14 protein-coding genes are annotated in these 14,089 nt (G+C 40.0%); 5 read left to right on the forward strand and 9 right to left on the reverse strand.

The features are described 5' to 3' along the window. Positions 1–175: 175 nt before the first annotated feature. The 3 genes from spoIIP to JOC83_RS09030 all read right to left on the reverse strand — a co-directional run bounded on the left by spoIIP (position 176) and on the right by JOC83_RS09030 (position 4,242). Positions 176–1,363 (reverse strand): stage II sporulation protein P, encoded by a 1,188-nt coding sequence (gene spoIIP, locus JOC83_RS09020; protein WP_205186398.1) that lies wholly within the window; start codon positions 1,361–1,363, stop codon positions 176–178. Between the two features lie 232 nt (positions 1,364–1,595). Then, complete coding sequence (locus JOC83_RS09025) at positions 1,596–3,266, reverse strand: ribonuclease J (RefSeq protein ID WP_338038901.1); 1,671 nt, start codon at positions 3,264–3,266, stop codon at positions 1,596–1,598. 70 nt (positions 3,267–3,336) lie between these two features. After that, the gene (locus JOC83_RS09030; protein WP_205186400.1) at positions 3,337–4,242 is read right to left on the reverse strand and encodes an NAD(P)/FAD-dependent oxidoreductase; all 906 of its coding nucleotides are present in this window, start codon (positions 4,240–4,242) and stop codon (positions 3,337–3,339) included. Positions 4,243–4,373: 131 nt separating this feature from the next. Here JOC83_RS09030 and JOC83_RS09035 point away from each other — a divergent pair, with 131 nt between their 5' ends. The 3 genes from JOC83_RS09035 to JOC83_RS09045 all read left to right on the forward strand — a co-directional run bounded on the left by JOC83_RS09035 (position 4,374) and on the right by JOC83_RS09045 (position 5,467). Further along, on the forward strand, positions 4,374–4,514 hold the full coding sequence (locus JOC83_RS09035; RefSeq protein ID WP_205186401.1) for a hypothetical protein: 141 nt from the start codon (positions 4,374–4,376) through the stop codon (positions 4,512–4,514). Positions 4,515–4,620: 106 nt separating this feature from the next. Then, on the forward strand, positions 4,621–4,863 hold the full coding sequence (locus JOC83_RS09040; protein WP_205186402.1) for a hypothetical protein: 243 nt from the start codon (positions 4,621–4,623) through the stop codon (positions 4,861–4,863). Positions 4,864–4,972: 109 nt separating this feature from the next. Further along, positions 4,973–5,467 carry a hypothetical protein gene (locus tag JOC83_RS09045; protein WP_205186403.1) on the forward strand — a complete coding sequence of 165 codons (495 nt, stop codon included), beginning with the start codon at positions 4,973–4,975 and terminating at the stop codon, positions 5,465–5,467. Between the two features lie 3 nt (positions 5,468–5,470). On the opposite strand, the gene JOC83_RS09050 is transcribed toward JOC83_RS09045, so the two are convergent. Further along, positions 5,471–5,863, reverse strand: a complete 393-nt coding sequence (locus tag JOC83_RS09050; protein WP_205186404.1) for a hypothetical protein — start codon at positions 5,861–5,863, stop codon at positions 5,471–5,473. Positions 5,864–6,270: 407 nt separating this feature from the next. Between JOC83_RS09050 and JOC83_RS09055 the strand changes: the two genes are divergently transcribed. Both JOC83_RS09055 and JOC83_RS09060 read left to right on the forward strand, forming a co-directional pair. Beyond that, positions 6,271–6,705 carry an RND transporter gene (locus tag JOC83_RS09055; RefSeq protein ID WP_205186406.1) on the forward strand — a complete coding sequence of 145 codons (435 nt, stop codon included), beginning with the start codon at positions 6,271–6,273 and terminating at the stop codon, positions 6,703–6,705. Positions 6,706–6,905: 200 nt separating this feature from the next. Further along, entirely contained in the window at positions 6,906–7,211 is a 306-nt protein-coding gene (locus JOC83_RS09060; protein ID WP_205186408.1) for an immunity 53 family protein, read from the forward strand. A 334-nt stretch (positions 7,212–7,545) separates the two neighbouring features. On the opposite strand, the gene abc-f is transcribed toward JOC83_RS09060, so the two are convergent. From abc-f to JOC83_RS09080, 5 genes are all read right to left on the reverse strand, one after another. Next, on the reverse strand, positions 7,546–9,168 hold the full coding sequence (abc-f, locus tag JOC83_RS09065; RefSeq protein ID WP_205186410.1) for a ribosomal protection-like ABC-F family protein: 1,623 nt from the start codon (positions 9,166–9,168) through the stop codon (positions 7,546–7,548). Between the two features lie 299 nt (positions 9,169–9,467). Then, positions 9,468–11,171, reverse strand: coding sequence for a thiol reductant ABC exporter subunit CydC (gene cydC / locus JOC83_RS09070; RefSeq protein ID WP_205186414.1), 1,704 nt, complete (start codon positions 11,169–11,171; stop codon positions 9,468–9,470). Beyond that, complete coding sequence (cydD, locus tag JOC83_RS09075; protein WP_205186415.1) at positions 11,168–12,895, reverse strand: thiol reductant ABC exporter subunit CydD; 1,728 nt, start codon at positions 12,893–12,895, stop codon at positions 11,168–11,170. Before cydD ends, cydC begins: the two co-directional genes overlap by 4 nt. Positions 12,896–12,948: 53 nt before the next feature. Next, complete coding sequence (gene cydS / locus JOC83_RS20325) at positions 12,949–13,053, reverse strand: cytochrome bd oxidase small subunit CydS family protein (protein WP_378912981.1); 105 nt, start codon at positions 13,051–13,053, stop codon at positions 12,949–12,951. Between the two features lie 11 nt (positions 13,054–13,064). Then, a complete protein-coding gene (locus JOC83_RS09080) occupies positions 13,065–14,078 on the reverse strand; it encodes a cytochrome d ubiquinol oxidase subunit II (RefSeq protein ID WP_205186416.1) in 1,014 nt (337 codons plus the stop codon). Positions 14,079–14,089: the final 11 nt, after the last annotated feature.

Genomic DNA, 14,089 nt, shown 5'->3' on the forward strand with positions numbered 1-14,089 from the left:
TATGACCAAGCTTTTGAAACATTCGAAAAAGAGCACAAACGAAACGCCACTCGTACATCACAAGTGGCGTTTTACTCATCTCTCGTATTCTCTTGTCACGCTTGGCTTTCTGACCTCGATTACTGTACGCTTTCACCTTTATCTAAAAAGAAACGGTTACGCTCGTACATGCCGTTTATTGAGCGTTTACCTTCTCTGCGTCCCAGTACATCTCACTAAACACATCGGCAATCGCTTTTGCGGCATTTGTAAGTTCTTCCATGTTGTTATCAACACCACCCATCTCTACTAAAATGGCATTAGGTGATAAGTCTTGATTATATACGCCATTTTGACCACTTGTTTTTGGCTTTCCGATAACCCCACGACTTAACCCCGGGTATTTCTTTTGTAGTCGTTGATGTAAGTCGGTCGCAAGCTGAAGATTTTGGTCAAAGTTCTTATTGCCTTGTCCTAACACAAAAACCGTTTTCGCATATGCTTTTCCATTAATATTAACAGTTGTTTTGTCTTTTCGAAGTGAATCACGATGAATATCAATAAAATAGGTTAGCTCTTTATTTTGCAGAGAAGCAGCTTCAACAATTCCTCTGGACATTGTATATGAACGACTAGACTTCCATTTCTTTTCATTCAATTTTTGTGTCATATTCGTTTTATCAACCGTTGTTCCAATCCCTCGTGCTTCGAGCTCTTTACCAAGGATATCTCCGATTAAGGTGATGTTTGTTTTATTATCGACGGCTTTATTTTCATTAGGATCACCTTCTAATCCTAGTAACGGTAAGTAAGACTCCCAACTATGTGTATGGTAAAGGTAGACGACTTTTCGATCACCTGTCGTCATACTAGGAGGAGGCGCTGTTTCTCGATTTTGTTCATTTTCTTCGTACTTTTCAATTTCTTCTTTTGCAAGCTCACGTTCTTCTAAAATGGTTTCGAGTGGTGGAGAGGATTCTTGTGGAATCGTTGTATAATCCGTTCCTTCCCCTGCAATAATGATATTGGAATCAAATATACGAAAGCCAGGCAACTCTGACCCTAGTAAGCTACGTGAATCCTTTGCACGTATATTTGTTGTTAATTCTAACGCCACAGACGAAAAGGGAACAGGCTGAAAATCTGACTCCAATGCCTGTGAAAAATGTTGATTTTCTTGACTCATTAAGTAAAACAAACTTTGTGCTTTATAATTTGAAAGAGTTTGGTAAATAACCGAGGAGCGAAATTGGTCTTTAAACGCTGAATAACTAACAACTGCAATTGCGGAAGACATCAACAACACGACCACAACCGAAATAATAACAGCTCGGGACGTAACAACAATAAATCCCGCTTTATGTTGATGATTTTTCTTTTTCATGACAGGCCCTCCTGCAAGATCTCATTCTAGTAAAGCAAATCGTTCATTGATAGAATTCTCTACTAGTCTATGCAGGATAATCACCATTATGATAGGAAGCATGAAAGTTTAATAGAAAAAAAAGCTGTGACAAAGGGAGTAAAAGTCTCCCCTTTGTCACAGCCCAAAGCATCCCACCCCACCAAAATTTAGTCATATGAATGAATAGGTGGGTAAGGGATACTTTTTGTATTTAAACTTCAATAATAATTGGCAAAATCATCGGTTTTCTTCTCGTTTGAGTATATACATATTGACCGATGGCACGCTTTAAGTTTTGTTTGATTTCATTCCATTCACTTCTACGACCAACTAACTCCATGTCATTCACAGTCGATGTGATGAGTTTATTTACATTTCGAAGCAGTGCTTCTGAGTCCTTCACAAAAACAAATCCACGCGTCACTAAGTCAGGAGGTGATATCAATTTCTTTTCCGTTTTACTCATCGTCAAGATAATCACCAACATGCCATCCTCTGATAGCTGCTTACGGTCTCGGAGAATGATTTCACCAACGTCTCCTACACCAATCCCATCTACATACGTATTGCCTGCAGGCACATGTCGAGTGTGACGAGCTTCGCCATGTTCAAGATCAACCACGTCTCCATTTTTCAGAATGAACATATTCTCTCGCTCGACCCCTACCGATTCTGCTAGTAAGCAGTGATGATGCAACATTCGATATTCACCGTGGATTGGAATAAAATACTTTGGCTTCATGAGTGTAAGCATCCATTTTAAATCTTCTTGATAGCCATGACCGGATACGTGCATGCTCGTTGAACTACCCGTTCCGTAAATCACTTTTGCTCCAAGTGCAAACATGTTATCAACGATTCTTGATACATTTTTTTCATTTCCAGGAATCGGCCCTGCTGCCAAGATCACGGTATCATCTCGGTACACGTCTACACCTCGGTATGTTCCGTTTGAAAGACGCGCAAGTGCTGCCAATGGTTCTCCTTGACTTCCTGTACATAAAATCGTCACTTTTTCAGGAGGTAAGTCGTTAATTTGTTCAGCACGAATGAACATCCCTTCTGGCACCTGTATGTATCCTCTTTCGATTGCCACATCCACTACATTCACCATACTTCTTCCAAGCAGGGCTAGCTTACGGTTTGTTTTCATTGACGCATCGACGACTTGCTGTACGCGATTTATGTTTGAAGCAAACGTAGAGACAATCACTTTTCCTGTTGCTTTTTTGAACGCCTCTTCCATATGCTCTCCTACAATGTGCTCTGACGGTGTAAAGCCTGGCCGCTCTGCGTTTGTACTTTCCGATAGTAAAAGGAGAACACCTTCTTCACCTATTCGGGCAATTTTATGAATATCTGCATACTGATGATGAACAGGTGTCAAATCAAACTTAAAGTCTCCTGTATGAACAATCGTTCCTTGTGGCGTGCGAAACGCGATGCCAAGGCAATCAGGAATGCTGTGATTTACTTTAAAAAAGTCCACTTGAATGTCTTCAAACGCGAGATGAGAATTTGAATCAATTTCAATCAATTCCGCGTCACCTAACAACTTGTGCTCCTCTAATTTCAGCTCTATTAATCCAAGCGTAAACCGCGTCGCATAGACAGGAACATTCAGTTTTTTTAAGAAATACGCAATACCTCCAATGTGGTCTTCATGTCCATGTGTAACAACCAGTGCTTTTACTTTGTCTTTGTTTTTCTCTAGATACGTGATATCAGGAATAATTAGGTCAATTCCTAGCAAGCTTTCATCAGGAAACTTATTTCCACAATCAATCACGACAATATCTTGTTCACATTCAATCGCATACATGTTCTTTCCGACTTCATTTAACCCACCTAGCGCAAAAATTGATAATAAACTCAAGCTTATACCCTCCTTTTGTGTCACATACGTTGTCTTAGTATGGTCTGTTCGCTATCTTCTTATAAAAAGAGAACGGTTATCTTGTTTCAAGCAAACGCTTATGCATCCAAATGGCCGCTTGTGTTCCGTCTCCCATTGCGATTGTAACTTGCTCTGAGTGACCCGTTATGTCACCTGCTGCCCATACATTCTCTACGCTCGTTTCTTTTGTTCGAGCATTTACTTCAATATGACCGTTTTCCATCAATTGAACACCAAGCTGTTTTGCAAGCTCATTATGTACACCTTTTCGTCCAAAGCCAAGAAATCCTCGATCTCCATTTAAAACCTGATCGTTTTGTAGGATGACACCACTAAATAGTCCGGCATCATTCAACATGATTTCTTTTACCTCTTGTCTTACGTACTGGACATTGGAATGATGCAACTTCTCAAGCATGTTAGCATCGAGCTCTTCACCTTCATGATTCACATACACTACATCATCTGTCCAATACGTTAAGGTGAGTGATAAACTAGCCCCAGCCTTCCCATTTCCTACAATAATGGCTCTCTTATTGACTACTTCATATCCATCACAATCAGGACAAACGTAGATGCTTTCACCTAAACAAGATTGAACATTTTTTATGAACGGAATGTAGTCCATTACACCGGTTGCTAGTAAGACCGTTTTTCCTGCATAGGTGTTCCCAGATTCAGTTAACACTTGGATTTGATCGTTCTCTTTTATAAGAGACATCACTTTCTCATTCTTAAATTGCACACCATATCCTTCAGCGTGCTTTCGTCCTGTTTCTCGTAAAAAGGAACCGCTCACCCCATCAGGCCAGCCTAATAAGTTACGGTAGCTTTTGCAAATCGTAGACCGTCCCTGTTCTGAATCAAGAACAATGACACTTCGCTCATAGCGCCCAAGCTGAATGGCTGCTTGCAGCCCCGCTATACCTCCCCCAATAATGATGCATTCTGCTGACTTCATCACGTTCCCTCACTTTCTTCTTTATGTATCTTTTGCACGTTTTCGACTTTCTATCAAAAAACGAGCTATATTTTCATCAAAATGAGTCACACTAAAGAAAGAAAAAACGAGAATGGAAAGGAGGAACGACGATGTCAAAAAAGAAACATACTCCTTCTACAGAAGTGGATCAAAAGAAACTTGTGGATGACAAAGCAGCTGAAATGAGAAATAACCAGTATGAAGACGATCACGTACGTAACATCACCATTAACGGTGCAAATGGGCAATAAAAAAAGAGGTGCCCATCGCACCTCTTAATGCTTGACTCCATATGGTAGAATAGGAAGATATAACTATACAAGTCATTTTTACCTTTTTAACTTGGAGTGACGATTATTGAACAAGCTGTTACGCATTTTACTTTATTCAATTATGATTGGCCCATGGCTCTTTTTTAGCATTGTCATGATACCTGAAATTCCATTTTTTCAATCCTATGACACTGAAGCGTTCAAATGGATTTTTACGTTACCTATTCTTATCTACATACTTGTTGTGGACGAAGAAGGATCTGTCATACTCTTTTCATTTCTCGGTGGCCTTGTCTTATTTTTAAGTTTTGTTGTTGCGTTTGTGTAAGTGCATGTAAACACCTATTGCAAGGTGTTTTTTTGTTACGCTCAAATTCTCTTACATAATGGAAAAGTAATGATAAGATAAAAAGAGAGCGATAAGGGGGTAATGACACATGTCAACAGAGTTTATACTTGCTCAACAAACAAAGCGCAAGCTAGTGACGGCTTCTATTTGTGGAATCGTTTATGCAATTCTTCTTGGTTTTATCTACCCTGATCCATTTGGTGAAAGGATGTCGTCCTTTCAAGACTACTTGTTTAATGCCATTAGCTATTCAACTATTTACATGATTTATAGCTTTCCAGCTATTTATTTATACGGAACGTTCACTTCTCTTCTAAGCGATTGGTTAGGAAAACAACTTTCGGTCTATACAAACACTCGATTTGCTACTATCTATTCTGCCATTTTTCATCTTTTATTTGGCTTTATCTTATGGATATTCAGTTTAGGAGCAGCTGTTTTATTTTTCATTATCGACCGCTTTTTGCAATCAAAAAAGACCGACTACACGATTAAGCATGTGTTGATCGGCCTTGGTATGGCTGTTTTCGTTTGGATTGTATTGGTTGCAATGATTTGGATTATCGATTACGTCAGGATGTGAACGTCATGTCAAGTGATCCTCTATATACTCATATAACTCTTTTTCAAGCTCTTCGATCGATTCATCTAAAAGTTCACCCTTCACTTTGCTTCCAGGAAGATTTTTCAAGATAGTGAGACCTAAAAAAGAGCGGTCACATTCCCAAATGTATACCGTATATAAATCAATGAGCTCATTATCTAAATCACTAATACCGATGCTGATGGAAGAGGAATAGCCTGGTTGAAATGGATCGATACCCACTCGTTCAAACTCCGCTTCAAGCGTCAAGTCAAGCTGTTCAAATCGAGCTACATGTTCATTTTTCATTTGTTCTAGAAGGACTTGTACCTGCTTTTCTTTCTGTTGAATGATTTCTTTCAATGTGAGCGTAAACTCTTTATGCTCATATTTCACAACGTCTCACCTGAGGGAGTATAAATGTCATCAGCATGTTGAAGCGGATTCTCCTTCTCTAATATAATAACCTTCTCCAACCTAATATCTTCTTTTATCCTTTTGCAGTCTTGTGCTTTTATCATCAACATAAACATCTCCCTTCATCACTCATTTGTAGCGTACTTCACGGTGACAACCTAAAGCTAAAAGCCATACGTGACTAATGATTGATGTTGATTAGGGAAAAACATTGAGATAATTCCTGACATAATCCCTGCTACGATTAATACGGTAACTGGTCGTTTACAATACTTCATCTGTTGACTCCTTCTCTCATTTCATTCATTCTATTATACTGTAAAACAACGTTCTTATTAACCCATAAATTTCCTTTTGTGTTACACTAGCCTATGAGGTGAACAACGATGCAAACGAATACAAACGCAAGCTCGTTCAATTGGTTCATATTTGGTTTTCTCTTACTTATTGGTATTGTGATGGCATGTGTGACGATGGTTGATTTACTCACCATGACGGAAGCAGACTACGGAGCAGATGGTCCTCAATCTCGTGCTCAATTTCGCTGGGGCTCGTTGCATACAGGCTTAATTATCATCCTCTTACCTCTTACCATTTGGTTAATCATATACTGGAAGAAGCTACACGTTTTTAGCGTGCCGCTTGCGATCATTCTTTCAGGCTTTTATTACTTTCTGTTCTTCTTGACCTTTACAGTCGGCTGGGTAGGTATGCAAGGAATGCTTGGATTGGCTATTGCATGTATAATTGGCGCATTGCTTCTGTTGTTTCATTTTATTCCTTTTGCAACAGACCGCCATACAAGGAAAAAAGAAGGATGAATGAGAATAACAGGTTCGGTTCAGAGGTGCAAAACAGGATATCGCAAAGTAATTCGCACACCATTCAACAGCTAAAATGGTGTGCTTTTTTATTTATATAATTAAAACAGGATATTGGACAATTATGTTAAAATGGAAATATCAGTTATTCCATTAAAGGGCAGGTTAATGGAAGAAGGACATTTCTAACGGAGGGTGTAATGCGGGCATTAAAATGGATTCAAAAATGGTATTTCGAGCAATGTAACGGTGATTGGGAACACAGATATGGAATACGAATTGATACAATAGATAATCCTGGATGGAGTGTAATGATTAGCATAGAAGATACTGATTTAAGGGATAAACCTTTTGACAATATTGATATTGAAAGGACCGGAACTGACTGGATTTATTGTAAAACTGACTATGACCAAGAACGAGATGGTTTTCATTTTGTTAGTTTTGGTGGTCCAGAAAATTTAGAAGAAATCTTAGATGTTTTTAAAGAATGGGTTGAAAGATAATAAAGTTCTTATTGAATTAAAGGGGGCTTTAATTCAATAAGAAAGGGAACTCCAATTTACTGCTGAAGTCCCCTTTTTTTGCTGTGCTGTAATACAGGTTAAATATGAATAGGAATTACAAGTAAACCCTAATATATCAACAAAAAAGCATACCAATTCATATGCGAATTAGTATGCTTATTTGTTGATATGTTTTTAACCCTGTTATTTAGCTGTTTGCACCTTTCAACCGACCCCGTTAGAATGAGAACCCTTTGCTTACTCATCGATGGCAAGGGGCTTTATCATTTTTATCAAAAGAGACGGTTTGTTGCTCTAATTAACAAAAACACATTTACATCGCTTCTGTTAATCTTCTTTTTCGCTTCAATAACTCTGTATATTTTCCTTCTAACTCTTCCTTTTCACGCTCATTCACAGCAAGTGATAGTTTACTAATGGTATCGGTTAACTCCATCTCAATCGCAAGTAAATCAGCTTCTTTTTGCTGCGTAGATGAAGACGATTTTTTCTGTTGATCAACCGCTCGTAACTTCGCTCTTTTTTCTTCAATCTCGACAACATGCGTAGCTAGTTCTTTGACGAAATAGCGGTCATGTGTGACAAATAAAATCGTACCTGGATATGCTTTTAACACTTCTTGTAGCGATTCTTTCGTATGCAAATCTAAATAGTTTGTCGGTTCATCTAAAAGTAAGACGTTGTAGTCACCTAAAAAGACGGTGGCAAGTGCTGCTTTCACACGCTCTCCACCACTCAACATGTGAACTTTTTTATGCACATCTTCACGCTTAAACAGAAGGCGTGATAAGACGGTACGAATAAATGTTTCTGTGTAGCGACTGTTTTCTTTCACATTTTCTAAAATGGACTTTTCTTCATCAAGGTTTTCAAGCTGTTGGTGAAAATAGCCCATCTTTGCTGGTTTGGCAATCGTGATGTTTTCATGTCTTTGATGAATTAGGTTAAGTAACGTAGACTTTCCAACACCATTTTGACCGATGATGGCCACTTTTGAACCTGGCTTAACAGATCCATTTAATGAACCAAATAACATTCGCTGGCCAACACTCGCTTTGACGTGTTGAAACGCGATTACTCGTTTACTATGAATATGACTAAATGCTTGCACATCAAAGACAATGCGCTCTTCTTCTTTTGGCTTTTCTTTTCTCTCAAGCTTTTCAATTCGTGTTTCAATCGCTTTCACACCACGATCTAGCTTTGCTTTCTTTTGACCCACCTTTCGCTTATGAAGCCTCGCCTCTGAATTGCCCATTCGACTTGGTGCTTTCTTCAACGACTTTGATTTGTCACTTCGTTCCATCGCGGCCTGTTCTAACCGCTGCTTTTCTTTTACATAATGCTCATATTCAAACGCCTGGCGCTCTTTTATATGCTGCTTCTGTTCCACGTAATCACGGTAATTTCCTTCGTAGATGTGAAGGTTACCATCTTCGATTTCCCAAATCGTCGTACACACTTGTGTTAAAAATTCCTGATCATGTGAAATGATGATGACACTGCCCTTAAATAACGTTAGCTCTCGTTCAAGCTGTTCGATTCCTTGCACGTCTAAGTGACTGGTTGGTTCGTCCGCGATGATTACCTTCGCATCAGATGCTAGGGCTGCAGCAATCTTTTGACGAGTGATTTCTCCACCACTTAACGCCTCATGACTTTCTTTTGGCACATCCCATTGCGATTTCATTTTCGCTGTTAACGTCTCTTCCGCTCCCATTTCTAACTGTGGAATATACGCAAGTGGCGCGTATCGTTGAATGTTCCCTCCATCCGGCTCAATCTCGCCGACGATCATGCGCAACAGCGTTGATTTTCCTTCACCGTTTTTCCCGACAATTCCAATTCGATCACCGCTATACACTTGAAGATGATCCACTTTTACAATCAGTCGATCACCGTAACTTTTTTCAATGCATTTCGCTTCTATAAACATAAAAAAACCTCCCTAGCTTTCTAGAGAGGACGTCTGATTGTCTTTAGGTATGAAAAAGAAGCCTGGTCATAAAGAGACCACGGGTAGGCATACGTATTCCGTCTAAAGAGAAAGCACTTAACAATGCACAGACTAATCCTATCTAGAAACCATTATTTTTAAAAGATTCATTTAAAATAATGTCTAAAAATAGGATTAAGACCACATCGGCGTAAGTACCTTTCCCTTCCTGTAAGATATTGTTAGTATATGATAGCGTTACATTTTTTGTCAACCACGCTTTTACTTATTTTAATTGCCTAAAAGAGCACACTTCGTTCAACTTCTTTTAATCCATAAAAATAACCCTTGTTCGCCATTAACTCATCAAACGAGCCAACTTCGATGATTTCTCCTCCGTCCATGACAATGATTTGGTCCATTTGTTCAAGACCCGTTAAGCGGTGACTAACGAGAATGAGCGTATCATTTTTTGCACGAGCAAAAATTTCGTCATAGACGCGGCGTTCCGCTAAAACATCCATTGACGACGTTGGTTCATCGAGTAACCATAGCTGACCTTGACGCAACAACGCACGAGCAATTGCAAGCTTCTGCTTTTCACCACCTGATAAGTTTTCACCTTTTTCATACACAGGATCATCAAGCAGCTTCGTTAGTCCAACGGCTGTAAGCACATCTTGCAGCTCATTATCTTTCGCATCTTCTCTTGCGATACATAAGTTTTCGCGAATGGTTCCGTAAAAGAAATGATTTTCTTGCAACACGACATTGCTTTTTGCCCATAAGCTTTCTTGATTCAGCTCATTGATAGACGTACCATTTACCGTAATTTCCCCCTCATCTGCTGGATACATGTTCATCACAAGCTGTAAAAGCGTCGATTTTCCTGAACCTGATGGACCTACGATCGCTGTTTTCGATCCAGCTGGAAACGAAACAGATACGTTATTTAGAGTGGGACGCATGTGATCAAACAAAAACTGAACATGTTGCACATCAATAGAAATCGGTCCTTCTTTTACATCTAGCAATCTCTCTTGCTTTATCGGTGTCTCGTTTACAACTGAAAACAAGCGAGAAGCGGCTCTTCGGCTATCTTCTGCGTATCCGGGGAACGCTGCAAGCGGAATAGAAAATTCAAATACATTTAATGAAATCATCACAAGCATGGCTAAATACAAACCGTCCAAGCGACCCTCAACCACTTCATAGGCACCTACAGCAAGTACGGCACAACTGACAACCATCGCAACAGCCATATTTAATGACTGCGTTCGATTTCCTCGATTCTCTTTGTCTCTTTGCTCCTCAATATACACATCCGATAGTTTGCGAAGCTGTTCCTCTTTTTCATGAAGTCGTCCGTAAATTTTTAAATCACGAAAGCCATATAAAAGCTCTGTTACTTCTGACGACAAGACGTTACGGTTTCCTTGCACAGAATCCTCTACACGCTTTTGTGTCCAGGTGAAAAAAAGTGGTACGATAACTCCTGTCACAATCATTCCCGCAAACAACGTCCATGCTACATTAACAGAATAAAACGTCGTAAAGAAAATCGTGCTTAAGAAAACGAGTAAAAATACAAGCGGAGGATAGAACACACGTAAAAAGAAATTTTGTAAGCTTTCTACATCGCCTACGATTCGTGATAGCAAGTCACCGCTTCGGTATTTGTGTAAAATACGCGGTGTCAATGGCTCTAGCTTTTCAAAGAATGTCACGCGAATGTTCCCTAAAATCGTAAACGTACCGCGGTGTGACACGAGGCGCTCTCCGTAACGACTGAGCGCGCGTGAAATACCAATTAGCTTTAACAGCGCTAGCATAACCGTGAGCGTATAGAGCGGTGGTAAAAGAGCTGCTTTTGAAATGAGATAGCCGCTTGACGCAAATAAGGCGACACCTAGTACACCCGCTAAAAAGCCAAATAAAATGGTGAGCCAAATATCTTTTTTCTCTTTCCACATTAAGCGAATAATCGGTACTAAATCTCTCATGTGACAGCCTCCCCTCTATGCACGGTTACCATATGACGATATGGCTCTACGCGTTCTAGTAGTTCATCATGTGTGCCTTTAGCAGCAAGTGCTCCGTCTTGTAAGAAATAGATCGTATCTGCATCGCGAATCGTATGCAAGCGATGCGCTACGGTTACAATCGTCGCTTCTTTTCCTAACTCTTTCATGGATTGCTGAAGCACTTGTTCTGTATATAAATCAAGTCCTGTAGTCGGTTCATCAAATAAGATAAACCCTGGTTTTTTCAAGAAGGCACGTGCTAATGCCAGACGTTGCTTTTCTCCACCAGAAAGCCCGCGCCCACCTTCCCCAATGACGGTTTCATATCCAAATTCGAGCGATTCGATCATCGATGAGAGGCCTGCTTTTTGTGCGGCTGCTTGAATGTCTTCAAACGTTGCTTTTTTGTTTCCACCGATTGCAATGTTTTCGGCAATCGTTCCAGCAAATACAAACGGATGCTGTGAAATGTAACTAATTTGGTCAAACCAACTCTTCTCTTCGTAGTGATTGCGTCGTTTGCCATTTATCATCACTTCTCCTGAAGCAGGCTGCAACAAGCCTGCAAGCACGTGCAACAATGTCGTTTTCCCTGCTCCATTCGGTCCAACAATCGCCACTTTTTCGTAAGGTTGAATCGTTGCATGTATATCATTCAATGAAAACGCGCCTTGTTCATATGAAAAGGAAACATCCTGTAATTCAATCGTTGGAGGAGAATTTACTAAAGGTGTCTCTCCCCATTGAACCCCTGCGTCTTCTTGTTCAAGCTCTTCTAACACACTTTTCGCCGCTCCCATGCTACCGCGCCCTGCATGAAAGGCACTTCCAAGATCTTTTAACGATAAATAAAAATCCGGCACTAAAATTAAAATGAAGAATGCTGAAAAGAACGAGATGTTTTCAAAGATCACGATTTGCAAGCCTAGCTCAAACGCAACAAGTCCAATACTAAGCATTGAGATAAATTCAAGTGACAGCGCTGATAAAAACGCTATCTTCAACACTTGCATCGTCGCATCGCGGAACGCAAAGCTACTTGTTTCAATGTCTTGCTTTTGGCGACGCGCACGACCAACTAGCTTTAACGTCACTAGTCCTTGCAACACGTCTAAAAAGTGACCAGAGAACATCGACATTTTCTCAAGCTGCTCTTCAGATTTTTGCTTTGTTTTCATCCCAACAAGTGCCATAAATAACGGAATAAATGGTGCTGTAATGAGTAAAATGAGTCCTGAATACACGTGCTGAGTAAATACTGCAAGTAAGATAAAGAGCGGGATGAACGTCGTCTGAATCATTTGTGGAATGTAGGCGCTAAAGTACGGATCAAGCTCATCCACCGCATCCATGATCGTATTTACTTTTCGACCCGTCTGTCCACTTAATGACGCTTGAATCGGATTGTGCGTCATCTTTTTGATAAGTGCCATTCGTACATTTCTCTTTACCGTTGCCGCAAGTGACATCCCTGCTTTTCGACCGCCATACATACATAAGACGCGTGCAAATGACACAACAAGCAAACTAACAATTAACGGAATGACATCTTGAAACGATGCACTTTTTAAAAAGACGCCATCTACTACTTTCACAAAAAAGTACGCTTGAGCAACCATTGTCGCTCCTGTTAACGCCGCATATAGCATGAGAAATCGTATTCTTTTTTTCTGCTCAAACGCCATTTGCTTCAGCTGCTTCATTCTAATCCCCTCTTTTTAGTGAAAAAGTGCCCGATTAGCGAGCACTTTTACGTTCATTTTTCATATGGATTTTTCCCTTTTGCTCCCCACACAAACAGTCCAACAACCGTTAGTACAAGAATAAGAACGGGAGCGACCATGATTAAAAAGGTATCCATTTCGTTCCCTCCTATCGCTTTCCTTCGACATATTCGTTATCAAATAAAAACAGACGAAGTAACAAATACAGTGACGGCACTAGTAATAACAAGCCCGCAATAAATGCAAGTACAAGGGCAATGGCCATCGTTTCGTTCGTAAAGCTATCGTAAATCGTGACATATGGATACAGCACATACGGCAAATGTGAAGCACCGTATCCGAAAAAGGCGGTTGCAAACTGAAGCATTACAAGAATAAATGAAAGCCCTAAGTTTTTCTTCTTCCAAATGAAGTACACCGCTCCAAGGAAAAACAGAAACGATAAAGCGAATAGCCATGATACATCCATCATTCGGTTAAAATGGTCTGGATTATGACGACTCATTGCTAAAAATACGAGAAAGCTTGCTAAAATCGTTGGTGCACTCCAAAATAACGCATATCCTCTTAATAAATCAAACGCTCCTTTATCTTTCGCTTTATGAGAATAAAACGTTAAGAAACACGCCGAGATGTAGAGAACACTCACAATCGCAAGCAACACAACGGCCCATGCGTAAAAGCTTGTGAATAGCTCGCTATAGTTCAAGCTCACGCTATCTCCATTTACTGTCATATACCCACCTTCTGAAATCGTCAACACGACGGATAACGACGCTGGAATAAGAAGTCCCGTTGCTCCATATAAAAGCTGATACCAGCTACTTTCTTTATGTCCGTAATGATGGAAGGCATAATACGAACCGCGTAGCGCAATTAAAACAATCGCGATGCTCCCTGGTACTAAAAGCGCTGTTCCATAATAAAAGGCAAGCGATGGAAAGAACCCAACTAAGCCTACGTAAAAGAAGATTAAAAAGACATTTGTTACTTCCCACACCGGTGACAAATAACGATTGATTACTTTTTTGACAATTTGACCACGCCCAGTAAGCGTCGTGTAATAGTTGAAAAATCCAGCACCGAAATCGATGGACGCTACGATGAGATATCCGTATAAAAACGTCCAAAGTACGGTAATACCAAGCAATTCATAATTCATGTAACGTCCCT

This window comes from Priestia iocasae (genome assembly GCF_016909075.1).
In the GTDB taxonomy this organism is placed as follows: domain Bacteria; phylum Bacillota; class Bacilli; order Bacillales; family Bacillaceae_H; genus Priestia; species Priestia iocasae.